The organism is Homoserinimonas sp. OAct 916 (genome assembly GCF_003260275.1).
Taxonomy (GTDB): domain Bacteria; phylum Actinomycetota; class Actinomycetes; order Actinomycetales; family Microbacteriaceae; genus OACT-916.
Genome location: NZ_QJHB01000007.1, coordinates 57,245 through 80,050, shown reverse-complemented (window position 1 = coordinate 80,050; position 22,806 = coordinate 57,245). Strand labels below are relative to the sequence as shown.

Here is a 22,806-nt window from a genome sequence, read left to right as displayed (position 1 = left end):
CGCGGATCAGTGGAACTGTTCGGTTTCAGTCGATCCGACCAGCGCCAACGTCTGGCTGCCGGGGTTCAGGGCGGTGGCGATGCGATCGAAGTACCCCGTACCCACCTCGCGTTGGTGCCTGGTGGCGGTGTAGCCGTCGGCCTCGGAAGCGAACTCGGCCTCCTGCAGTTCGACGTAGGCGCTCATCTGGCGCCCGGCGTAGTCCTGGGCGAGTGTGAACATCGAGTGGTTGAGTGCGTGGAATCCCGCCAGGGTGATGAACTGGAACGCGTACCCCATCGCGGCCAACTCCCGCTGGAAGCTCGCGATCTGGTCGTCGTCGAGGTGGCTCTTCCAGTTGAACGACGGTGAGCAGTTGTACGCCAGCTTCTTGTTCGGGAACTCCTTGTGGATCGACTCGGCGAAGGTCCGCGCCAGTTCCAGGTCGGGCGTCGCACTCTCGACCCAGAGCAGGTCGGCGTACGGCGCATAGGCGTGGCCGCGTGCGAGCACGGTCTCGATGCCGGGTGTGGTGTTGTAGAAGCCTTCTGCGGTGCGCTCGCCGGTGATGAACGGCTTGTCGCGCTCGTCGATGTCGCTGGTGACCAGGGTGGCGGCGAGGGCATCCGTGCGGGCGATGATGATCGATGGAGCCCCGGCCACGTCGGCGGCCAGGCGGGCCGCGTTCAGGGTGCGGATGTGCTGCCCGGTGGGAACCAGCACCTTGCCGCCCATGTGGCCGCACTTCTTCTCGCTCGCGAGCTGATCCTCCCAGTGCACACCGGCAGCCCCCGCCTCGATCATCGAGTGCATGAGCTCGTAGGCGTTCAGGGCACCGCCGAAGCCGGCCTCGGCATCGGCGACGATCGGAACCAGCCAGTCACGCTCGGCCTCCATGCCTCCCGCGGGGCCCCCGTTCTCCGACGACTCGATCTGGTCGGCGCGAAGAAGGGCATTGTTGATTCGCCGCACCACGGCGGGCACCGAGTTGGCCGGGTACAGACTCTGGTCGGGGTAGGTCTGGCCAGACAGGTTGGCGTCGGCGGCGACCTGCCAACCAGAGAGGTAGATGGCCTTCAGCCCGGCCCGGACCTGCTGCACCGCCTGATTGCCGGTGAGGGCCCCCAGGGCAGAGACCCACTCGTCGCCCTCGTTCTGGATGAGCTCCCACAGTTTCTCCGAGCCGCGGCGGGCCAGGGTGCGGTCTTCGCGTACCCGGCCCCGCAACGCCACGACGTCTTCGGCCGAGTAGTCGCGCACGACGCCGTTCCAGCGGGCGTCGGTCTTCCAGGTGCGCTCGAGTTCCTGGGCGGTCTGTGTCTGGTCTCCGGGGCGGATGCTCATGATGTCTTCGTCTCCTAAAGAATCGTTCTGGTTCGGCGGTCTGGTCGTACATCTTCGAGAGGTACTGCGCTGCCGATTCGGATGAATGCGGCGGCGTTTGTTCAACTCTGGGGCAAGAACCATGCTTCGTGGCCCGCAAAGCGGATAGAAGAATCGCAGTTCTTCTATTTCGCGCAAGAACATTCCATGGCAAGGTAGGCAGATGACTTTCAACAAGGCGACTTTCAACACGGCGACATTCGACACCGCGGGTCTCAACACCGCGCACTTCAGCACCGCGACGGATGATCCCGACGAAGGCATCCTCGATGCCCTGACGATCGGCAAGCGCATCCGACAATTGCGTCGCGATCGCGCGATGACCCTCGACGATCTGGGCGTGGCGATCGGGCGGGCCGCGTCGCAGGTGAGCGTGATGGAGAACGGAAAGCGTGAACCGCGGCTGAGCGACCTGCAAGCGGTGGCCCGAGCCCTGGGGGTTCCCCTCGACCAGTTGCTCAGCACCGAGGCACCCAGCCGGCGGGCTGCGCTGGAGATCGCATTGGAGCGTGCCCAGGGTGGCCCGCTGTTCACCTCACTGGGGCTGCCCGCCCTGCCTGTGCGCAAGGGGCTCAGCGACCAGGCGATCGAGACGATCCTCGGCCTGCACGCCGAACTGGAGCGGTTGCACCGGGAACGTGCGGCCACGCCGGAGGAGGCTCGTCGGGCCAATACCCGGCTGCGGCAGCAGATGCGCCGGCAGAACAACTATTTTCCCGAACTGGAGGAGCAGGCCCGAAAGCTTTTGGCGGCGGTCGGGCACACGGGTGGCCCGCTGTCGCAACGGGTGGCATCCGACCTCGCCGCATACCTCGGCTACTCGCTGCACTATGTGAACGACCTGCCCGGCTCCACCCGGTCGATCAGTGACCTGGCGAACAAGCGCATCTACCTGCCGGTGAGTCACCAGGGCAGCGACCCCCGCGGATCCCTGCTGCGGGCGCTCGCCGGACACGTGCTCGGTGCGACCGAGCCCACCGGCTACGGCGAGTTCCTCCTGCAACGGGTGGAGACAAACTATCTGGCCGCTGCGCTGTTGGTGCCCGAGGCGGATGCGGTGCGATTCCTCGGCGAAGCGCGCGCCAAACGGGAACTCTCGGTCGAAGACCTCAGAGACAACTTCGCGGTGACGTACGAGACGGCGGCCCACCGGTTCACCAACCTGGCCACCGAGCATCTCGGCATTCCGGTGCACTTCATCAAGGCGCACTCGTCGGGTGCGATATCGAAGGCATACGAGAACGACGACGCGAAGTTTCCGGAAGACGTGTTGGGGGCGGTGGAGGGCCAGGTGGTGTGCCGGCAGTGGAGTGCGCGTCAGGTATTCGACATCGCCGACCGGTTCAGCCCGTACCACCAGTACACGGACAAGCCGAACGGCACATATTGGTGCACCTCGAGCATCCAGTCGACAGGACAGGGAGAGTTCTCGGTGAGTGTGGGCACCCCGTTCGCACACGTGAAGTGGTTCCGCGGCCGCGACACCGCGAACCGTCGGGCGTCGACGTGCCCCGAGCTCGGATGCTGTCGTCAGCCGCCGGCGGGGCTGTCGGAGCGCTGGGCCGACCAGTCGTTCCCGAGTCCCCGCCTGGAGTCGTCTCTGTTGGCCGCTATGCCTGCGGGGACTTTCACCGGCATCGACAGCACGGAGGTGTACGAGTTTCTCGAGTCGCACGCACCGGTCGAGTGACGCCCCCACGCTGCAGCCGGCATCCGCGCCTTAAGATGGGGGTATGACACAGACGTCGCTGGCAACAGCAGCTGAACTGGACAAGCTCGCCGCCCGCGGGTGGCCGGCTACCGACACGCATGAAATTGATGGCTGGGTGATTCGCTCCGCTTCGGGGGTGACCCGTCGGGCGAATTCCGTGCTCACGGCTGGCGAGGTCAAAGACGCGGATGCGGCGATTGACTCGGTCGAGTCGTTCTACCGTGAACGCGGGCTGCCCGTCATGTTCCAGATCAGTGACGCGACATCGCCACCGGATCTGACCGACCGACTCGCGGCGCGGGGATACCACCGCGAAGGAGAGACACTGACCCAGGTCGCAGTGCTCACCGATGTGGCAGCCGCGCTCTCCTCGATACCGTCCGAGGCCCTCGCGCAGGTGAGCATCACGGATGAACCGGATGCCGAATGGATGACGATGTGGTGGAGCGTCGACGGCCGTGGAACGACGACCGACCTTGCCACAGCCCGTTCGATCATGACCGGCGCGCCGGCTCTCTATGCCACGATTCTCGACGAGACGGGCGTGAGCGCGGGTGGGCGGCTCGCCCTACTCGATGAGTGGGGGGCGCTGTTCTCCCTGGTCGTGCGGCCGAATGCACGTCGCCAGGGGCTGGCCACTCGAGTTCTGGCGGCGCTCGTGGCGGCCGCGGAGCCGCAGGGGGTCACCAAACTCTGCCTGCAGGTGCTGGCCACCAGCCACGGCGCGCTCGCGTTCTACGAAAGCCTCGGCTTCGTCACCGCGTCGCACTACCGCTACTGGGTGAAGGCCGGCTGACGTCAAGCGGACTCGGTCCCGCGGGCTCGGTCTGGCGGCCTCGGTCCCGCGGGCTCGGTCCCGCGGGTTGAGCGTCCGCGCCCCCACCAGAACGCTTCGCGCTCGTTCAAGCAGGGGCGATGCGTTCCTCGTGGCGCGATGCTCGCTGTGGGATACGATTCGGTGAGGGGAGAAGCTGCGAAGGGGGGGAATAGAGCTGCGGTGAGGTCTGAGCTCCCGGTCAGCCGGTGTGCTGCGCCAGCTCTTTCTTCATGGCGGCGACGAAGGCGTCGATGTCGTCTTCGGTGGTGTCCCACGAGCACATCCAGCGAACCTCCCGGCGTGCCGCATCCCAGTCGTAGAACCGGAACGACTCGCGCAGGCGGTCGGCGATGCCGTCGGGGAGTACGCCGAACACCGCGTTCGCCTGGGTCGGCTGGCTGAAACCCACTCCCGGCAGCGAACCATCGGCGATGCCGGCCTCGACCGCGGTGCGCAGCCTCGCGGCCATGGCATTCGCGTGACTGGCGGACTGCAGCCAGAGGTCACCGCTCAACAGCGCGATCAGTTGCGCTGACACGAACCGCATCTTCGACGCGAGCTGCATGTTCATCTTGCGCAGAAAGAGCAGGCCGGAAGATGCGTCGGGCTGGAGTACGACAACGGCCTCACCGAACAGGAGCCCGTTCTTGGTCCCCCCGAATGACAGGATGTCGACCCCGGCGTCGCGGGTGAATGCACGCAGCGGCACGCCGAGGCTGGCGGCGGCGTTGGCAAGTCGGGCCCCGTCCATGTGCAGTTTCATGCCCTTCGAGTGCACGTGGTCGGCGATCGCGCGCACCTCGTCGACCGTGTAGAGCGTGCCCACCTCGGTGGTCTGGGTGATCGACACCGCGAGCGGCTGCGCGCGATGCTCGTCGCCCCAGCCCCAGGCCTGCTCGTCGATCAACTCCGGGGTGAGCTTGCCATCCGGGCTGGCCACGGTCAAGAGCTTCATGCCGCCAACGCGCTCGGGTGCACCGTTCTCGTCGGCGTTGATGTGTGCGGTGGTCGCGCAGATCACGGCGCCCCAACGGGGCAGCAGCGACTGCAGCGCGAGCACGTTGGCGCCGGTGCCGTTGAAGACGGGGAAGACCTCGATCCCGTCGCCGAAGTGGTCGGCCATCACCTGGTTCAGGTGCTGGGTGTAGACGTCTTCACCGTAGGCGACCTGGTGTCCGCCGTTGGCAGCGGCGATCGCGGCCAGAACTTCTGGATGCACCCCCGCGTAGTTGTCCGAGGCGAAGCCGCGCTGGGCAGAGTCATGGAGTGTCAGGGGTTCGGTCACGTCATCCATTCTTCCACCTCCCTCGACTCTCTCGCGAAACCCGTGGCGGTCCGGGGCGCCGTGCCCGAGGTGCACCGCGTCCTACGACCCGGAACGCGCGCTTAGCGCCTCGGTGAACTTCACCCGGCCGCCCATCCGCAGCAGGGAATTGGAATAGATGCGTGAACCCAGTACAACGACACCCCACGTGGTCACGAGCAGGATTGCGAGGGACAATAGGGGTTCCCACCATTCGGCGGTGCCCAGGAACATGCGCATGGGCATCCCGACCGGGGCCGAGAACGGAACGTAGCTCATGATGGCGAGTACGAGGGGGTTGTTGTTGAAGAAGATGACAAGGAAGTACGGGATCATGACCAGCATCATGACCGGGGCCGTCACAGAACCCACGTCTTCCTGGCGCGACACCATCGATGCCGTTGCCGCGTAGAGCGCCGCGATCAACACGAAGCCGAACGTGAAGAACACGATGAACCAGATGATTGGTCCGCCGATGTCGGTCAGCAGCACATGTTGGCCGGTGACGGCCATGCTGGCCGAGACGAGCACCCCGATCAACGTGATCTGGGCGAACGCCATGATGGTGTTGCCCACCACTTTTCCGGCCATCAGTGCTCTCACCGGGATTGCCGACATGAGAATCTCCACGACCCGGGTCTGTTTCTCCTCCACGACGCTCTGGGCGATGGTGGTACCGAATGTCATCGCCGAAAGGAAGAACACGAGGCCGAATCCGATCGCGACGAAGTAGATCAGGACTTCGGGCTGAGCCGCCGGCTCAAGCACCGTCACATCCGGGATGACGCTCAGGGCTCCCAGGACGCTGGTGGGAACGGAGTCGAGCGCAATGACGCGCACATCGAGAACGGAGTCGGCGCCGGTGGCCGGCACAACCGCGGCCGAAACAGTGCCGTCACGCACCATCTCTTCGGCTTCCGCGACGCCGGACGCTGACACCGCCTCGAGGACGCCGGTTGCCTCGACAACTTCGCTGGTGGAATCGAGTACGGCAACCTTGGTGAGTGGCGGGTTGGCGCTCACGATCCCCGCGACGATCACCGACGCAATGGTGAGCAGCAACAGGATTCCGGTGGAGATGAGGAACGCCTTGCTGCGCAACCGTGCGGTGATTTCACGGTTGGACACCAGCCAGACGCTCTGGGCGAATGTGGGCGCCTGGTACTCCGTTCGTTGCCGACGAGCTGTGGCCGTGTGCTGGCTGAGGATGCTCATTGGATGACCTCCTTGAAGATGGTGGCAAGGCTCGGGCGGTCCCGTCCGAACGAGGTGACGGATCCGCGCTCGAGGGCCTCGCGCAGAACTGCTTGACTGACCGACTCGGACTCGGCTTCGAACTGTGCCCACGAGCCATCGAACTCGAGCACATTCACGCCTGAGACCTGGCGCAGCCAGCCGACATCAGAATTGGCGTGCAGCTCGAATCGTGGGGTGCTGTGTTCGTCGCGCAGCAACTGGCTGGGGCCGGCGGCGCGGATCGACCCGTCGGCGATGATCACGAGATCGTCACACAACCGCTCGACCAGGTCGAGTTGATGGGACGAGAACAGGACGGGTGCCCCACCGGCGGCATAGTCGCGCAGGACCCCGAGCACGGTTTCGACGGCGATCGGGTCGAGCCCCGAGAACGGTTCGTCCAGCACCAGGAACTCCGGGTCGTGCACGAGCGCTGCGGCGATCTGCGCTCGCTGCTGGTTGCCGAGCGACAGCGATTCGACCAGGTCTCTCGCGCGCTCGGTCAGGCCGAGCCGCTCGAGCAATGCGTCGGCATTGTCGGCGGCCGCCTTCGGAGGCACACCGTGCAGGCGGGCGAGGTAGACCAGTTGCTCCTGCACGCGCATCTTCGGGTAGAGGCCACGTTCTTCGGGCATGTAGCCGAACCGGCGGCGGACTTCGGCAGTCAACGGTATGCCGTCGAGCAGCACTTGGCCACTGTCTGCGGCAAGCACCCCGAGGATGATTCGCATAGTCGTGGTCTTGCCGGATCCGTTTGCTCCGACGAAGCCGGTCATTCGCCCGTCGCCGATCGTAAAGTTCACGTCGGTCAATACTTGGCGAGCACCGTAGTGCTTGTTGATGGCGGCTACTTCGAGCATGGTTGCCCTTCTGGTCAGTGCCGGTTACCGGCGCCTGTTGTCGTTCTGTGTTCACTCCGAGATTGTGGTGCTGCCACCAACGTTACGAAAAGAGCGGCTGCCAGCGCATCCGCCTGCCGGGTGAAGATCGGCTCCGTCTGCAGGGGGGCGTCAGATGTTCAGCGGTTCTTCCTGTGCGCCGGGGATGACGATCCCGTTCTCGTAGGCGTAGACGATCGCCTGGATCCGATCGCGCAGGCCGAGCTTCGCCAGAGTGTTCGAGACGTGCGTCTTCACCGTTGCTTCACCCAGGAAGAGCGTGCGCGCGATCTCATAATTTGCGAGGCCGGCGGCCACCAGGGAGAGCACTTCACGCTCGCGCGCCGTGAGGTCATCGAGTGCCTCGGGAAGTGTTCTGGGGGTCGTCGGCGCCCCACCGCCAGCAAAGCGCTCGATGACCCGCCGCGTCACATCGGGGGAGAGGAGGGCATCGCCGCGGGCCAGCACTTGCACGGCGTCGATCAGCGCCTCCGGTGTTGCATTCTTGAGAACGAAACCGCTCGCACCGTGTTGCAGGGCGTCAAAGAGATAGTCCTCCCGATCGAACGTGGTCAGGATGAGAACGGCAGACCGGATGCTCGGGTCAGCCACGATCACCCTCGTTGCGCTCAGCCCGTCACGGCCGGGCATCTGCACGTCCATGCAGATCACGTCGGGGTTGAGTCTCGTGGCCTGCTCGATCGCCTCGTTTCCGTCGGCGGCCTCTCCGACGACCTCGATGCCGGGCTCCGAGTGCAGAATGGTGCGGATACCGGCGCGAACCAGTGCCTGGTCGTCGGCGAGCAGCACCGTGATGCGGCTCATGGGGTGGCCGACGATCTCTCGGCCAGCGGAGTGCCGAAGGCCGGCGCGGCACAGTTGTTTGAAGCGGGCCTTTCGTTTGAGGCTGCCCCGTCGTGGAAGCTTGCCGTGTCGTGCGAGACTGCCGTGTTGTTTGGGGCTGCGTTTTGTTTGGATGCCGCACCTTCGTCGGAAACGGCGTCGTTGTTGGAAATGGCACCGCCGTCCAACGGGAACCGGGCACGCACGAGGTAACCGCCGCGTGAGCGGGCGCCAAGGTGCAATTCGCCGCCCACCGCATCCGTGCGTTCGCGCATGCCGCGGTGGCCGAGACCCCTGCCTGGGGCGGCCGACCTCGTCACGGCGCCGACCCCATCATCGGTCACCTCCAACTCGACGGCGTGCGGTTCGTAGCGCAGCCGAACATCGGCAGTCGCACCGGCACCCGCGTGCTTGCGCGTGTTCGTCAGCGCTTCCTGGGTGATGCGGTAGATGCACGCATCGACGGTGGCGGGCACGGTGATGGGCTCTCCGATCAGGCTGAACTTGACGGCGAGCCCCGCAGCCCGATTTTCGGCGACCAGTTGCTCCAACTGGTGTGCCCCGCGGATGCTGATGCTCTCGCTGGTGGTCAGGGACCCAGGCGGCGATTTCGGGTCATCGTCATCGCGTAGGGCGCCCAGGAGGGCGTGCAGCTCCTTGACAGCGCTGCGGGCACTCTCTTCAATGCGTGTGATCGCCAGAACCGCTTCATCGGGGTCGCTGCCGAGAACCCGGCGTGCGGCGCCGGCCTGCACCCCCATCATCGACACGTGATGGGCCACGACGTCGTGCAACTCCCGGGCGATCCGAACCCGTTCCAGCACTACTGCTTGGTGTGCGGTGCGTTCCCGCTCCTCGGCAAGCTCGTGGGTGCGGGCCACCAGACTGGCCGCACGGCGGGCGGAGTTCCAGGAGGCATTCCCGAAGTAGTAGGCGGCCGCGAAGTAGAGAATATTGATCAGAACCTGCAGGAGACCGAACGCGGCGTAGGGCGAGAACGCGCCCTCCCTGGACAGTTCGGGAAGAACATTCACCTGATTCGACTGGTCCAACAGCGCCCAGAACAACCACAGGAACATGCCCAGAATGATCGCACCGCGAACCCAGAGGGCGACCACCCGGTTGCGGCCCCACGCGCCGACGGAGTAAATAGAAAGATAGAGGCAGATGTTCCCGAACAACACGTCGCCGACGCCGAGCATCGCGCCGACGCTGAAGGTGAGGGAGACGATGATCGCCGCCGCCTCCGGCCACCTGCGGCGCACAGCCAACGGCACCGTGAGTAGAATCACCCAGATGATGACCAGCCACGTCGGTGATTCGTCGAAAACGCCGGCAGCGCGACTGAGGGAGACGCTTCCGGCCGTGGCAGCAGCGAGCCCGATGGCGACCCACAGGTCTGTGCGCCACCAGCCGGCCTCTGGGAGCGGCCTCTGCCAATCACTGGCGGGGGAGTCGACGAAATCGGTCATTCTTCAAGAGTAGGTAATCGGCGCGCATCGTGTATCCCCCTGAAGGCGGATGCGCGCGCCCCGGACGATAGGAGCCGGACAACAGGGGCCGGACCCTTGGAGCCGGACCATTGGAGCCGGACCATACGAGCCGGGCCATAGGAGACGGTGCCGCGATCCTGTGGGAAGCTGGTGACCACAGCCGATTGACCTTGCCTCGTGTGCGCGGGAACTGCTGCTCGGGGCCCGGAGAGAAGGAGTTACGTGGCCTGGTGACGAGGCAGAACTCTGCTGTCGGCCCGAAGCCGGTGCTGTATTCGGGCACGGCTGGGCCGCTCTGGCCACTGTCATCATCGATCCGGACGATCGTATGATTCGTGTGGCCGCGGGATCTCCGGCCGAGTACGATTTTGGCCGCGCCGCGCCGTGTCGCTGCATGCGCGGTGACCGTGCCCGCCCGGTGACGCATCCCGCGCCGTCCGATCCCGATTTCTGCGCACGCCGAAATTCAGGAGCAGCGGGTAGCCGGCGCCCAGAGGGCGCCCGTGCGGCTGTGCTCCTGAGCTTTTGGTGCCCGCTGAGTGGTCGGGGCCGCCCCGTGTTGCGCGAACGGCTCAGGAGGCGTCGGGCTGCAGGATGTGTCGACTGTTGTTCAGCGAAACGGCATCCTGGTCCCACAGCGCCACCACGGCACCCGCGAGTTGGCCTTCGAGGCCGTCGAGCCCGCGGACGGCGAAAATCGTAGTAGCAGCGGGTGCTTCAGCTTTTGCAAACCCCTGGCCGACGGCTCGCACCCACGTTTCGGCCGCAGCCTTTGCGGTCGCATAATTGGCGCCTCCCGCGGCCGGCTTTGCCACCGATGTCGACGAGACGATGGCCAACCTGCCCGCGGTTGAGGCCAGCAGGTCGTCGTTGAAGGCCCGCGTCGTGTTGCGCAGCGTCTGCACGATGTTGGTGTGCAGAAAATCCCAGTCCTCGTCGGTCTGGCCAGCCAGCCCGCCCCCGCCGCGCCAGCCGCCGACAAGCTGGATCAGGCCGTCGATCCCACCGTGTTCGTCGCGCACGCGTTCCGCGAGTTCGGTGACGGCCGCGAAATCGGCGAGGTCGCACACGTAGGTGGCGACATCCCCGACCTGCTCGCGAAGGTCATCGAGTCGGCCCCGGTTGGAGCCGACGGCAACCACTTTTGCGCCAGCGGCCGTGAGGGCTTCGGCGACGGTGCGCCCGGCCTTGCTGGTCGCACCGGCGATGAGCACGGTGCGACCAGCAACTGCGGAGGGCATCTCAGTCACGTCCGGTGATGCCTGCTGTGGACTCGATGACATCCTTCATCTTCTTACTCAGCGCCTCGTAGAACATCGACAGCGGGAACTCGTCGTCCAAGACCGCATCCGTGTAGCCCTTGGGCGGCCCGGCAAGAATCTCGTCGGGCAATCCACGAGCCCAGACCGAGGCCGGGTTCGGGGTGAGCGTCTCCCGGATCATGTCGTATGCGGCCAGCCAGTGTGCGGTCTTCGGCCGGTCGATCGAGCGCCAATACAGGTCGTCGATGGCTTGGCCCAGGGCGATGACGACGTTCGGCACCGACTCCCAGTCGAAGCTGAGCTCGGTGTCGGTCCAGTGCAGCACGTGGTGCTGGTGCATCCAGGCGAACAACAGTTGACCGCCCAGCCCGTCGTAGTTGCGTACCCTGTTGCCGGTGATCGCGAAGCGGAAGATCCGGTCGAAGATCACGGCATACTGCACCAGCTTGGCGTGCTTGCGTGCCTCGGGGCTCGCCTTCTCGTTGTGCTCGATCGCGACCGACTCGCGGAACGCGGTCAGGTCACAACGGAGTTCCTCCAACGAGTAGAGGAAGAACGGCATCCGCTGCTTGATCATGAAAGGGTCGAACGGAAGGTCGCCGCGCATGTGGGTGCGGTCGTGGATGAGGTCCCACATCACGAAGACCTCCTCCATCAGGTGCTGGTCGTCCAAGAGCGCCGCCGCGTCGGCGGGCAGCTCCAGCCGCGTGATCTCGGCTGCGGCACGCACGACCCTGCGGTAGCGGGCGGCCTCGCGGTCGGCGAAGATCGCACCCCAGGTGAACGTTGGGATGGCGCGCATCGCAACCGATTCTGGGAACAGGACTGCGGCGTTGGTGTCGTAGCCGGGGGTGAAATCAAGGAAGCGGATGGGCACGAACAGCTTGTTCGTGTATTCCTCTTCCACCTCGGCGATGAACTCCGGCCATAGACCCTCGATCAGAACGGCTTCGACGAACCGGTTGGCACTGCCGTTCTGGGTGTACATCGGAAACACGACCAGGTGGCGTGTGCCATCGGCGCGCGAGCGCTGAGGCTGGAACGCGACCAGCGAGTCGTAGAAGTCTGGCACGCCGAAGCCTTCGTCCGCCCAGCGGCGAAAGTCGACGACCGACGCTGCGAGATACTCGGCGTCGTGAGGGAACAGCGGTGCGAGGGTCTCAATCGACGAGGTGATCGTGTCGACGTGACGGTGGGCCTCACCTCTGACCGTGACCTCGGGAATCGAGCCGTCCTGCACCTGGAGCGCCTGCATCGCGGTGGCGGCCTCCTTCAGCGCCAGCCACGCGGGGTTCGTCTCGACCGACAGAACGTCTTCGACACTTCGACGGGGCTCAGTGTGAACGTCGTCTTCGACGACCTCGGGTTCTCCGACAATTGTTTTTGTTGGGTCTTGCATGAATTGAGACATTGTGAACCTCCCGTCGTGAACGCTGCGGCCAGTTTTTCTTGGCGCATGCCTGAAGGCCGATCGCGTGGATGCCACCGGCTCTCTAGTCAGCCTAACCGGGGCGGCCCGGCGTTGTTTTGCGTCCCGGGCGAAAAGTTGCGTGCCCGCCCGCCGAGAGGGGAGCTGGTGAGGTAATGATTGCCGGATAACGGCAACGACTGCGCTCTCGGCCAGATCGGGGTGTACAAGTATGTCGGGAGGGGGCGTGAAGGGGAGAGGGTGTGAAGGGAGGGGGGCGTGAAGGTAAAGCGGGCGTCAAGGTAAAGCGGGCGTCAGAAGATCATCGGGCGGTCTTCGTCCTCGACCTCGAGGTCCAGGTCGACGACCACGGGCACGTGATCGCTGGGTGCGTCGCCCTTTCGCTCGTCGCGGTGGATGCTCGCATCCGTCACGAGGTCTGCGAACGGCTGTGAGCCCAGGATGAAGTCAATGCGCATGCCCTCATCACGAGGAAACCGTAGTTGCTGGTAGTCCCAATACGTGTAGCCCGTGGGGATGAGCGGCCGCACCACGTCGGTCAGTCCGATCGTCTCGAAGGCGTTGAAGGCGGCGCGTTCGGGCGCCGAGGTGTGGGTGGCGCCCTCGAACGGCCAGGTGGGCCAGACATCCGAGTCCAACGGGGCGACGTTCCAGTCGCCCATCAGCGCCAGGGGCTGGTGGGGGCGCTCAGCCAGCCACCGGGCGGTCGCGTGCTTCAGCTGCGTGAGCCAGTTGAGCTTGTACGCGTAGTGCGGGTCGTCCAGGCTGCGGCCGTTGGGCACGTAGAGGCTCCACAGCCGTACATCGTTCACGGTCACTCCGAGCGCCCGTGCCTCAAGCGGCTGGTCCGGGCCCTCGGCACCCTTCAGGAAGCCGGGCATGCCCTCGAAGCTCGTGGCCGGGTCTTCGATCGGCAGACGGCTGGCGAACGCCACGCCATTCCACTGGTTGAGCCCGTGAATGGCGAGCTCATAGCCCGCATCCTCGAACGCCTCGGCCGGAAACTGCTCGGGCTTGCACTTGATCTCCTGCATGCCCAGCACGTCGATGTCTTCACGCACCATCCAATCGACCACGCGGCCCACACGAGTTCTGATCGAATTCACATTCCAAGTCGCAACACGCATGCCGCCCAGTCTATTGACGCGGGCCGCAGCCGGGCGCGGATCACTCCCGAGGGTCACCGGCTGCGTGTGCTTTCCGGGCGCAACACCCGTGCCCGGTAGAATCTGTGCCGTGACGGATGCCAGAGAACAACTCATTGCCCATATCTCCAGCGACGCCGTGTTCCACGGCGACTTCACGCTCACCAGCGGCGCGAGGGCCAGCTACTACGTCGACCTTCGCCGGGTGAGCCTCGACCACCGGGTGGCGCCGCTGATCGGCCAGGTCATGCTCGACGTGATCGCCAAGATCCCGAATGTGCAGGCCGTCGGCGGAATGACGATGGGGGCAGACCCGGTGGCCGCAGCCATTTTGCACCAGGGCGCAGCGCGCGGACTCGCCTATGACGCGTTCGTCGTGCGGAAGGAGCCCAAGGACCACGGTCGCGGACGCCAGGTCGAGGGCCCCGACCTCGCCGGCAAGCGCGTGGTCGTGCTCGAAGACACCTCCACCACGGGTGGCTCACCACTTGCCGCCATCGAGGCGTTGAAGAAGGTTGGCGCCGAAATCGCCGGGGTGGCCGTCGTGGTCGATCGCAACACCGGTGCGCGCGAAGTCATCGAGGCGGCCGGGTACCCGTACTACTACGCGATCGGACTCGACGACCTGGGGCTCGTGTAGTGCAGCCCGGCGATGAGCACCGAACCTCGGCGGCCACACCCTCCGATCCGGATGCCACGCCGGGGCGCCAGAGCCCATCGCCGCAGGTCTCAGCCCATCGCAACCGGCGAACATGCTTGCTGTGGGTGGCCGGCGTCATCGTCAGTGCCGGCATCCTGATCGGGCTCTTCTACCTCGGCACCACCCTGGGAGCGACTCCAGCGGGCCCGTCGGCACGCCCGTCGAGCTCCCCCAGCCTGGCGGCTTCAACGCCCCCCTCTTTCTCGCCATCGCCGCTACCGGTTGTTCCCGAACCCTCCACGGGTCCGGCCGCCGAGGGCGAGCACCCGTGGGACCAGTTGCGCGGGGGCGAATGCCTGCAACCCTTCGACACGCCGTGGGCCGAGACGTTCGCGGTCGTCGACTGCGGGAAGCCGCACGCCAGCCAGATGGTGTTCACCGATGTCTTCGAGGGTGGACCCGAAGCGCCCTACCCGGGGGCCGATGCCCTGGCCGAGCAGATCCCGCTGCTGTGCGGCACTCCCGATGTGATCGACTTCGCCGCCGCCGAGGCCTACACCGACATTCGGGTCGAAGGCACCTACCCGTTGACCGACGCGCAATGGGGCGAGGAGCAGCGCAACTACTACTGCTTCGTCAACAGGGCGAGCGGCGATCCGATCGAGGGCAGCCTTGCGGCCGGATAGTGGCAGCGGCGCTGACGAAGTGGGCGTTGTGACGAAGTGTGCGCCGCCTCGCGGCCGGGGCGATTAGCCTTGGGGGATGCCCAGCCAGAACAACAACCCCTCGATCGAGCACTCGACGAACGGCCTCGGTCCGTGGGTGGGGGTCTGGCCCGAGGGGGACCAGTACGACCCGGATCTGCTGCGCCACGGCGACAGCCGCAACGTGATCGACCGGTACCGGTACTGGCTGATGGACGCGATCGTGGCCGACCTCGATCAGAGTCGGCATCCGTTTCACGTGGCCATCGAGAACTGGCAGCACGACATGAACATCGGCTCCATCGTGCGCAGCGCGAACGCGTTCGGGGCAGACACGGTGCACATCGTCGGCCGCAAACGGTGGAACAAGCGCGGGGCGATGGTCACTGACCGCTACCAGCACGTCAGACATCACCCGGATGTTGCGCACCTCGTCGACTTTGCCGCCACGGAAGAGTTGCCCATCATTGCGATCGACAACGTGCCGGGCAGCGTGATCATCGAGACGTTCGAGTTTCCGGCCCGGTGTCTGCTTCTGTTCGGACAGGAGGGGCCGGGGCTCTCAGCCGAGGCGTTGGAGGCGGCATCCGCCGTCGTTGAGATCAGTCAGTTCGGATCGACCCGGTCGATCAACGCGTCGGCTGCCGCGGCGGTGACAATGCACGCCTGGGTGATGCAGCACGTCAGTTTCAGTCAGTGATCTGTTCAGTCATGATCAATTCAGTCAGTGATCTGTTCAGTCAGTGATCTGCGAAGTTTCGGTCATCCGGCGTAACGGCAGGGCCATGCTTCTCCCTGGGGCCGTCGCGTAGCTGAGCGAGCAGTGTATTTACGAGCAGTGGATTTAAAGGCGGACGAAGACGGGTGATCCCCAGAGACTGCCTTGGCGGTGCTGAACCGTGCGGCCCCAGTCAGGAGAGTCGTACATGCCACCGGCACCATCGTAGATGCCGATGTGCTGTCCGGGCCACCAGACCAGGTCGCCGGCCACTGCTTCGGACTGCGAGATCTGGGTGCCCATTGAACCCTGGGCGTCCGCACCGCGCGGCAGGTAGATTCCCACGCCGGCGAATACGTATTGCGTGTAACCGTCGCAGGAGAACGAGTCTGAGGGGTGATTACCCGTACCGTAGGGAACCACGCCGACAAACTGCGATGCGTAGCCGATGACGCCCCCACCGCTATAGGACTGGGGGCCGGCGTAGGTGGCCGGGGAGCTGCCGCCCGAGCCGGAGCTGGCACCGGAGTCGGAGCTGGCCACCGATGCCGAGTTGGCCAGTTCTGCCTGACGCTCCGCTTCCGCAGCGCGTTCCTGCTCGAGGCGCTTCTCCTCGGCGGCGGCATCGAGTTCTTCCTGAGAGGTCGCCTTCACACCGTCGCGGACGACACTCAACGGGGCGGAGATGTTCGTCGTCGTCAGGGTCTGGGCTTCCAGTTGCTGGAGCAGGCGGTTGTGCGCGGCGAACTGGCCGTCGAACACGCCCGTCTGGGCGGCCTGAGCGGGAACAGCGAAGGCGACCATCATTCCCATGCACGCAGCCAAGACTCCGCCGGTTGCGGTGATGCGGCGAACGCGGGCCCGCAGGCTCATCGCGTCTTCGCTGCGACGGCGACGTGCCCGTTCGCTCGGGGCGGGAGGGACGACATCAATGCTGTTGACCGCCGATGAGGGGACAGCCACGGCAGTGGATCTGCGCCCGCGCTTCAACGGTTCAATCGCGTGCTTAGTTCGTAACAAAAAAATAGCTCCGGTACCAGTACAGGCTTCTCGTGTCAGTTCTTCAGGCTTTTGTGTCGGGTCGTTACACAAGCGTAACAATCCAACTAACTTAGATGATGCTCGGGCCATGCGCAACCCGAAGGTCCTTGAACGGTGGAAACCCGCGACGAACAGGCGGTGGGCGGGAGGGGCCCAACTTCTGGGGATATGTTCACCACGCGGCCGAAGCAAGCGGCGGATTAGGCTGAGGGGTCGAACTGGAGGATCATCCCGAATGAATCACGATTCATTGCCCCCGTCCATAGCGCCGCGAGACCAGCTGCTCGCCGAGGAGCAGGCTTTTTTGTTCGCCGGCATCCCGGGTTCGGCGCCCCAACCCGTGTCTGGGGCTCCGAGGATGCCCGCCACGGTGATCTCCCGGCCGCGACTGACCGATTGCATTCGGCCGACCACCCCTCTTACCGTCGTTCGCGCCCCGGGCGGTGCGGGTAAGACCGTACTGCTTGCCGAATGGTGCAAGGCGGCAGACGGCGACGCCGCTCCCGGCGTGTGGTTCACCGCCGATGAGGCCACAGCAGACAGGCTCTCATTCTGGAGTGCGGTGATCACCACGTTGCATGACGCCGGCCTGGTTCGGCCGGGGGCGGCCCTCGGCACGATGATCCCGGCGCTGGCGGCAACCGATGATCTGCGACGGCTGCTGCAACGGGGCCTGCGGCAGCTTCCCGATGGATTGATTCTGGTCATCGACTCCTTCGAGTTCGTGACAGACCCGGAAGTTCATGATGATCTGGTGTGGTTGCTCGGCCACGTGCCGAACCTGGCCGTCGTGGTGGCGACGCGGACCGTGAGCGCGCTCGAGTCTGCCTCGGTGCGGGTTCGCCTGGACGTGAATGTGGTGCCCCCCGAGGAGTTGCTCTTCACCGTTGATGAGATTTCGGCGGTGCTTGGCTCAGAGGGCCTCGACCCTTCGCTGGCTGAGGAGGTTCACCGATCCGTGGGCGCGCTGCCGCTGATGGTTCGGGCGGTCGCCCTCGCCCTCTCGCGGGATGGTGCTGAAGCGAACAAGGCCGACCTCAGCGAATACCTGGATTCGGCCGGCACGGATATCGTGCGCGAGTTGATCCTCGACGTCGATGGTGGTACCGGCCGGTTCTTGGATTTTCTGATGAGGACTTCGCTGGCAGACGCTGTGAACGTTCAGCTCGCAGAGCGGATGGCGGATCCCACCCACGCCCGGGAGCTGCTTCTCGCCGCTGAGAACAGCGGACTCGGAGTGCGCAGCAAGGGAGAAGACGGAACCCTTCGCCTCACCCCGCTCGTGAGGGAGGCTTTGCAGAGGGAGTTGCGCTGTCGGCTCCCGCGCGAGGTGGAATCGTTGACACGCATCCTGATCGAATGGAAACAGGAGCGCGGCGAGTACCTCGGTGCATTCGCTCTCAGCGTCGGTCTGGGTGACTACGCGCTCGCGTCCCGCGTGGCCCAGCAGGACTACCTCAACCTGCTGGAAAAGCACCACCTCCGGGTACGGGAACTGATCGGAGAGCTGTCGCTTCTGACACTCCGGCGGTATCCGCTGCTGGCGTTGCTGCTCGCTCTGATCTACAACGCACAGAAGACACATCGCGTGCGAGCATTGGAACTGTTCGGCGTTGCCGTGCTGGGCACCCGACTGCACGCGAAGACTGCGAGTGCGGAGGAGCGCGCGCTGTTCTCAGGGCTGGAAAGCGTTGCCCTGCGAATCTCCGGGCGTGTCACGGGATCCCGAAGGGCTGCCGAGACCTTTCTGGACACCCTGGATCAGTTGACTCCAGACGAGCGCGAGCGCATGGCCCGGATCTTGCCACCGCTGATGGACCAGGTCGGCATCACGATCCTGTATCTCGGTGACGTGGACCGTGCGCTGGAGCTGTTTCGAGCCAGCTACAGCCTTCCTCCCCAGCAGCAGCAGCCGGCGTTGCACGCCCTCAGCCTCATCGCGGGAGGTTTGGCGATTCAGGGCGAGATCCTCCAGGTGCGGCAGGTTCTCGAATCCGCTCGGGGGGCCGACTGGCCGGATGGCTGGCGCGATGGCTACCGAGGAGCGCTTTACCACGTGGCCGAGGCACTTCTCGCGCTGGAGGAGTTTGATTCACGGCGCGCCATTGAGCACGTGACCGTCATGGATCCGCACATCGAGACGATCGAGCACTGGGCGTTCTTCGCCCACGCACGTGCCATCGCGGAGCTTGGCCTGGGGAATGCGGTGGAGGCGGAGAGCCAGTTGAGGCTGCTGATGCAGCGCGGGGTGCGACCGGCGACCACGCCGCTCACCCAGACCCAGCTGAGCATCACGCGAAGTGTTCTCCTGCTGGCATCCGGCCGGGCCGGGGAGGCGGCCGGTGCTCTGAAAAGACTTCCAGAGACCTTTCCGCGGGTGGCCATCGCCAGGGCACGGGTGCATCTGGTCACCGACAAGCCGGAGGAGGCAATTGCCGTGTTGTCTGCGCTCAGCCTCGATGCGCTTCCGCCACGCCTTGTGACGGAGTCACAGCTGATCATCGCTGCAGCCGCTCACCGCCGGGGTCAGACGGAACTCGCCCTGGACGCACTGCGGCAAGCGACCAGCACAATGATGGACTGCGGACTGCGCCAACCCCTGATGCTCATCCCGGCAAGTGACCGTCGCGCGCTCGCGGAGTTGTCCGGAACCGGTAGCGACGCCGCGACCCTCTTACTTGACCCCCGGGTTCCAGACGTGTTACCGGCCCAGGCCGAAAAAGTCACCCTGACCAAGCGCGAGCACCTCGTGCTCACCAGCCTGGTCGAACACCCGGGTGCCACGGAGATTGCGGAACAGCTGTTCGTTTCTGTGAACACGGTGAAGAGCCAATTGCGCAGCATCTACCGCAAGCTCGACGTGAACAGCCGTGAGGATGCGTTGGCGCGGGCGACCGAACTCGGCCTCGTCGGGCGGTGAACCGCTCGACGTGCCGCCGTCTGGTGCGCGGGGTACGCGCCGCAGGTAGCGGGAATCCGGCGCGATAGGATCGGGCATGTGAATAGTGACAATTTGCTGGGGGTACCGCCGACGCTGCTGCCCGCCGACACCGAACTGGCCGACGCCCTCGCCCAGGCTGAACGAACAGGGGTGCCGCTCGAGGGCGTGGTCGCCGAGCACCCCACCTCATCACTGGGCTGGGCGTTGCTTGCCGACGAGGCATTCGATTCTGGGCGTGTGATCGAGGCCTACGCCTTCGCCCGGGTCGGTTACCACCGTGGACTGGATGCGCTGCGTAGGGCCGGTTGGCGCGGGCAGGGGCCTGTTCCGTATGCCCACGAGCCCAACCGCGGGGTGTTGCTCTCGTTGTACGCCCTGATGCGAGGTGCTGAGGCGATCGGTGAGACAGATGAGGTGGCACGTCTGGCATCATTCCTGCGTGACGCAGACCCGACCGCGATCGAGCAGATCGAGGCGAAGATCCGGCGCCTCGCCGAGGCGAACCCGCCGACCGAAGTTTTTGTCATCAGAGGGGAAGACTGACATGCCTGCGATTGTTCTGATCGGCGCCCAATGGGGCGATGAAGGAAAAGGGAAGGCCACCGACCTCTTGGGCCCCCGTGTCGACTACGTGGTGAAGTTCAACGGCGGCAACAATGCCGGACACACGGTCGTGGTCGGCGATGAGAAGTATGCGCTGCACCTGCTCCCCTCGGGCATTCTGGCCCCCAACGTCATCCCGGTCATCTCCAACGGCGTGGTGGTCGACATCGAGGTCCTGTTCGACGAACTCGATGCCCTGATCGAACGCGGTGTCGACGTGAGCAGGCTCATAGTCAGCGCCAACGCGCACGTGATCACGCAATACCATCGCACTCTCGACCGGGTCACCGAGCGCTTCCTCGGCAAGCGACAGATCGGCACCACAGGCCGCGGGATCGGTCCGGCGTATGCCGACAAGATCAACCGGGTGGGAATCCGAATCCAAGATCTGTTCGACGAGAACATCCTGCGCCAGAAGGTCGAGGGTGCGCTCCACCAGAAAAATCACATGCTTGTCAAGGTATATAACCGGCGGGCGATCCTCGTCGACGAGATCGTCGACGACCTGCTCTCATACTCCGAACGCTTGAAGCCGATGGTGGCAGACACGGCACTGGTGCTGTCGCAGGCGTTGGACGCCGGCAAGACCGTGCTCTTCGAGGGCGGCCAGGCGACCATGCTCGACGTCGACCACGGCACCTACCCGTTCGTCACCTCATCGAACGCCACCAGCGGCGGCGCGGCAACCGGTTCGGGGGTGGCGCCGAACCGGATCGACCGAGTGATCGCCGTCGTCAAGGCCTACACGACGCGCGTCGGAGCCGGACCCTTCCCGACCGAGCTCTTCGATGCCTCCGGCGACTTTCTGCGCGACAACGGGTTCGAATTCGGCACGACCACGGGTCGGCCCCGCCGTTGTGGGTGGTACGACGCACCGATCGCCCGCTACACCGCGCGTATCAACGGTGTGACCGACTTCGTGTTGACCAAGCTCGACGTGCTCACCGGCTTGGAGACCATACCGGTCTGCGTCGCCTACGACGTCGACGGAGAACGCCACGACGAGGTTCCGGTCTCACAGTCAGACTTTCATCACGCGATACCGATCTTTGAAGAGTTTCCCGGCTGGGATGAAGACATCACCGGCGTGCGTGAGTTCGACGACCTGCCGAAGAACGCGCGCGATTACGTACTCGCGGTCGAGGCGATGAGCGGATCACGAATCTCAGCGATCGGCGTGGGTGCCGACCGGGAGGCGATCGTCGTCAGGCACGACCTGCTCGACTGAGCCACCGAGCGAGCACGGACGGCTTCAGAAGGGTTGTAATCTCAACTGTGACATCAATAAGGGACAGGCTGCGCTCGGCCACGATACTCTTCCAGTTCTTAGGGATGGGCCTGGCCTGGGGTTCCAGCTTCCTGTTCATGAAGGTCGCGCTCGAGGGCGTCTCATTCGGCCAGGTGGTCTGGACGAGGCTGATCCTGGGCAGCATCCTCTTGGGCCTGTTCATGCTTGTTCGCCGACAGGCACTGCCGCGAGAACTCGTCGTGTGGGCGCACTTCACGGTCATCGCAATCACCGGGTGTGTCATCCCCTATCTGCTCATCTCCTGGAGCGAACTGTTCATCGCGTCGTCTTTGGCCAGCATCTACAACGCGGTCACACCGATCGCAACGGCGCTGATGGTGACACTCGTCTTTCGAGTCGAGGCGCTGAACCGCAGCCAGTTCCTCGGGGTCGCGATCGGAATCATCGGCGTGCTGGTGATCATCGCGCCCTGGCAGGTGGCCGGTCTGACCGGTGACCTCAAGGGGCAGCTGGCGTCAATCGGGGCGACTTTTTCCTACGGATTCACCCTGGCCTATATGAAGAAGTTCATCAGCCACAGGCCGATCCCCGGCATCACCGTTGCGTTCATGCAGATCGGGATCGCCGGGTTCATCATGCTGCTGCTGACCCCGATCGTGATCAGTCATGAACTGTCGCTCAACGTGTGGGTGGTGCTCTCGCTGGTCGCCGTGGGCGTGCTCGGAACCGGTTTCGCCTACATCTGGAACATCAACGTGTTGCGTGCGTGGGGCCCGACCGCCACCTCGACCGTCACCTACGTGGTGCCTGTTGTCGGGGTAGCGCTGGGGGTGCTGATCCTGAGCGAGACGCTGAGCTGGAACGAACCCGCCGGAGCCGTCTTGGTGGCGTTGGGCATCCTGCTCACGCAACAACGGATCCGGTTGTCGTTCGATTGGCGCGGGCGACGGGTGAAGCCGGGCGCGATACCGGCGACCGAGCAGGACGCCGCCGAGCTCTGACCGACGTGCTGCTGTGGTGATCCCGATGCCGGCTATCGGGTAAATTCGACTGTATGGCAGGCCAAGTACTTCCCCCAGATGACGGCAGCACGAGTGACGCGGAGCTCTCACCCATGCAGGCTGACGCACACCCAGACATTCGTGGCATCCGTGACAGCATCGACAACATCGACGCCGCGCTGGTGCATCTGCTGGCCGAACGGTTCAAATTCACGCAGCGCGTGGGCGAGTTGAAGGCCGAAAGCGGGATTATGCCCAAGGACGAGGCCCGGGAGGCCAGACAGATCGCCCGGTTGCGGGAGATCGCGGTCGCGTCAGGGCTCGACCCGATATTCGTCGAAAAGTTTCAGGGATTCATCGTGACCGAGGTGGTCAGGCTGCACCACCACATTGCCGGCACCGAGACCGAACCCGACGTTGTGGCGTGAGT

The 22,806-nt window shown here is 65.0% G+C and carries 20 protein-coding genes; 10 read left to right on the top strand and 10 right to left on the bottom strand.

Annotated elements, in window-relative coordinates; genetic code table 11:
- Positions 1-6 precede the first annotated feature (6 nt).
- Complete coding sequence (aceA, locus tag DL891_RS09515; RefSeq protein ID WP_111720201.1) at positions 7-1,323, bottom strand: isocitrate lyase; 1,317 nt, start codon at positions 1,321-1,323, stop codon at positions 7-9.
- A gap of 202 nt (positions 1,324-1,525) precedes the next feature.
- Between aceA and DL891_RS09510 the strand changes: the two genes are divergently transcribed.
- Both DL891_RS09510 and DL891_RS09505 read left to right on the top strand, forming a co-directional pair.
- On the top strand, positions 1,526-3,052 hold the full coding sequence (locus DL891_RS09510; protein ID WP_111720200.1) for a helix-turn-helix transcriptional regulator: 1,527 nt from the start codon (positions 1,526-1,528) through the stop codon (positions 3,050-3,052).
- A gap of 43 nt (positions 3,053-3,095) precedes the next feature.
- Positions 3,096-3,869, top strand: a complete 774-nt coding sequence (locus DL891_RS09505) for an N-acetyltransferase (protein WP_111720199.1) — start codon at positions 3,096-3,098, stop codon at positions 3,867-3,869.
- A 220-nt stretch (positions 3,870-4,089) separates the two neighbouring features.
- Here DL891_RS09505 and DL891_RS09500 read toward each other — a convergent pair whose 3' ends face one another.
- From DL891_RS09500 to DL891_RS09465, 8 genes are all read right to left on the bottom strand, one after another.
- Entirely contained in the window at positions 4,090-5,175 is a 1,086-nt protein-coding gene (locus DL891_RS09500; protein ID WP_232819096.1) for a low specificity L-threonine aldolase, read from the bottom strand.
- Positions 5,176-5,256: 81 nt separating this feature from the next.
- On the bottom strand, positions 5,257-6,408 hold the full coding sequence (locus DL891_RS09495; RefSeq protein WP_111720197.1) for an ABC transporter permease: 1,152 nt from the start codon (positions 6,406-6,408) through the stop codon (positions 5,257-5,259).
- The gene (locus tag DL891_RS09490) at positions 6,405-7,289 is read right to left on the bottom strand and encodes an ABC transporter ATP-binding protein (protein ID WP_111720196.1); all 885 of its coding nucleotides are present in this window, start codon (positions 7,287-7,289) and stop codon (positions 6,405-6,407) included. Before DL891_RS09490 ends, DL891_RS09495 begins: the two co-directional genes overlap by 4 nt.
- A 150-nt stretch (positions 7,290-7,439) precedes the next feature.
- Positions 7,440-8,132 carry a response regulator transcription factor gene (locus DL891_RS09485; protein WP_111720195.1) on the bottom strand — a complete coding sequence of 231 codons (693 nt, stop codon included), beginning with the start codon at positions 8,130-8,132 and terminating at the stop codon, positions 7,440-7,442.
- Positions 8,129-9,622 carry a sensor histidine kinase gene (locus DL891_RS09480; protein ID WP_111720194.1) on the bottom strand — a complete coding sequence of 498 codons (1,494 nt, stop codon included), beginning with the start codon at positions 9,620-9,622 and terminating at the stop codon, positions 8,129-8,131. The genes DL891_RS09485 and DL891_RS09480 overlap by 4 nt, the downstream gene beginning before the upstream one ends.
- Positions 9,623-10,215: 593 nt before the next feature.
- On the bottom strand, positions 10,216-10,884 hold the full coding sequence (locus DL891_RS09475) for an SDR family oxidoreductase (RefSeq protein ID WP_111720193.1): 669 nt from the start codon (positions 10,882-10,884) through the stop codon (positions 10,216-10,218).
- A 1-nt stretch (position 10,885) separates the two neighbouring features.
- Positions 10,886-12,316 (bottom strand): DUF6421 family protein, encoded by a 1,431-nt coding sequence (locus DL891_RS09470; RefSeq protein WP_111720192.1) that lies wholly within the window; start codon positions 12,314-12,316, stop codon positions 10,886-10,888.
- Positions 12,317-12,627: 311 nt separating this feature from the next.
- Positions 12,628-13,461, bottom strand: a complete 834-nt coding sequence (locus DL891_RS09465) for an exodeoxyribonuclease III (RefSeq protein WP_111720191.1) — start codon at positions 13,459-13,461, stop codon at positions 12,628-12,630.
- Positions 13,462-13,570: 109 nt separating this feature from the next.
- Between DL891_RS09465 and pyrE the strand changes: the two genes are divergently transcribed.
- From pyrE to DL891_RS09450, 3 genes are all read left to right on the top strand, one after another.
- The gene (gene pyrE / locus DL891_RS09460; RefSeq protein WP_111720190.1) at positions 13,571-14,119 is read left to right on the top strand and encodes an orotate phosphoribosyltransferase; all 549 of its coding nucleotides are present in this window, start codon (positions 13,571-13,573) and stop codon (positions 14,117-14,119) included.
- Positions 14,119-14,805 (top strand): hypothetical protein, encoded by a 687-nt coding sequence (locus DL891_RS09455; RefSeq protein WP_111720189.1) that lies wholly within the window; start codon positions 14,119-14,121, stop codon positions 14,803-14,805. Before pyrE ends, DL891_RS09455 begins: the two co-directional genes overlap by 1 nt.
- Before the next feature lie 76 nt (positions 14,806-14,881).
- Complete coding sequence (locus tag DL891_RS09450) at positions 14,882-15,523, top strand: TrmH family RNA methyltransferase (protein ID WP_111720188.1); 642 nt, start codon at positions 14,882-14,884, stop codon at positions 15,521-15,523.
- A 144-nt stretch (positions 15,524-15,667) separates the two neighbouring features.
- Here the strand turns inward: DL891_RS09450 and DL891_RS09445 are convergent, their stop codons facing one another.
- On the bottom strand, positions 15,668-16,504 hold the full coding sequence (locus DL891_RS09445) for a C40 family peptidase (protein ID WP_157962460.1): 837 nt from the start codon (positions 16,502-16,504) through the stop codon (positions 15,668-15,670).
- Between the two features lie 313 nt (positions 16,505-16,817).
- Between DL891_RS09445 and DL891_RS09440 the strand changes: the two genes are divergently transcribed.
- From DL891_RS09440 to DL891_RS09420, 5 genes are all read left to right on the top strand, one after another.
- Complete coding sequence (locus tag DL891_RS09440) at positions 16,818-19,502, top strand: LuxR C-terminal-related transcriptional regulator (RefSeq protein WP_157962459.1); 2,685 nt, start codon at positions 16,818-16,820, stop codon at positions 19,500-19,502.
- Between the two features lie 78 nt (positions 19,503-19,580).
- On the top strand, positions 19,581-20,066 hold the full coding sequence (locus DL891_RS09435; protein WP_111720185.1) for a DUF3151 domain-containing protein: 486 nt from the start codon (positions 19,581-19,583) through the stop codon (positions 20,064-20,066).
- Between the two features lies 1 nt (position 20,067).
- Complete coding sequence (locus DL891_RS09430; RefSeq protein WP_111720184.1) at positions 20,068-21,354, top strand: adenylosuccinate synthase; 1,287 nt, start codon at positions 20,068-20,070, stop codon at positions 21,352-21,354.
- A 47-nt stretch (positions 21,355-21,401) separates the two neighbouring features.
- Positions 21,402-22,376, top strand: coding sequence for a DMT family transporter (locus tag DL891_RS09425; protein ID WP_232819095.1), 975 nt, complete (start codon positions 21,402-21,404; stop codon positions 22,374-22,376).
- Positions 22,377-22,489: 113 nt separating this feature from the next.
- Positions 22,490-22,804 carry a chorismate mutase gene (locus DL891_RS09420; RefSeq protein ID WP_198668850.1) on the top strand — a complete coding sequence of 105 codons (315 nt, stop codon included), beginning with the start codon at positions 22,490-22,492 and terminating at the stop codon, positions 22,802-22,804.
- The last annotated feature ends 2 nt before the right edge of the window (positions 22,805-22,806 follow it).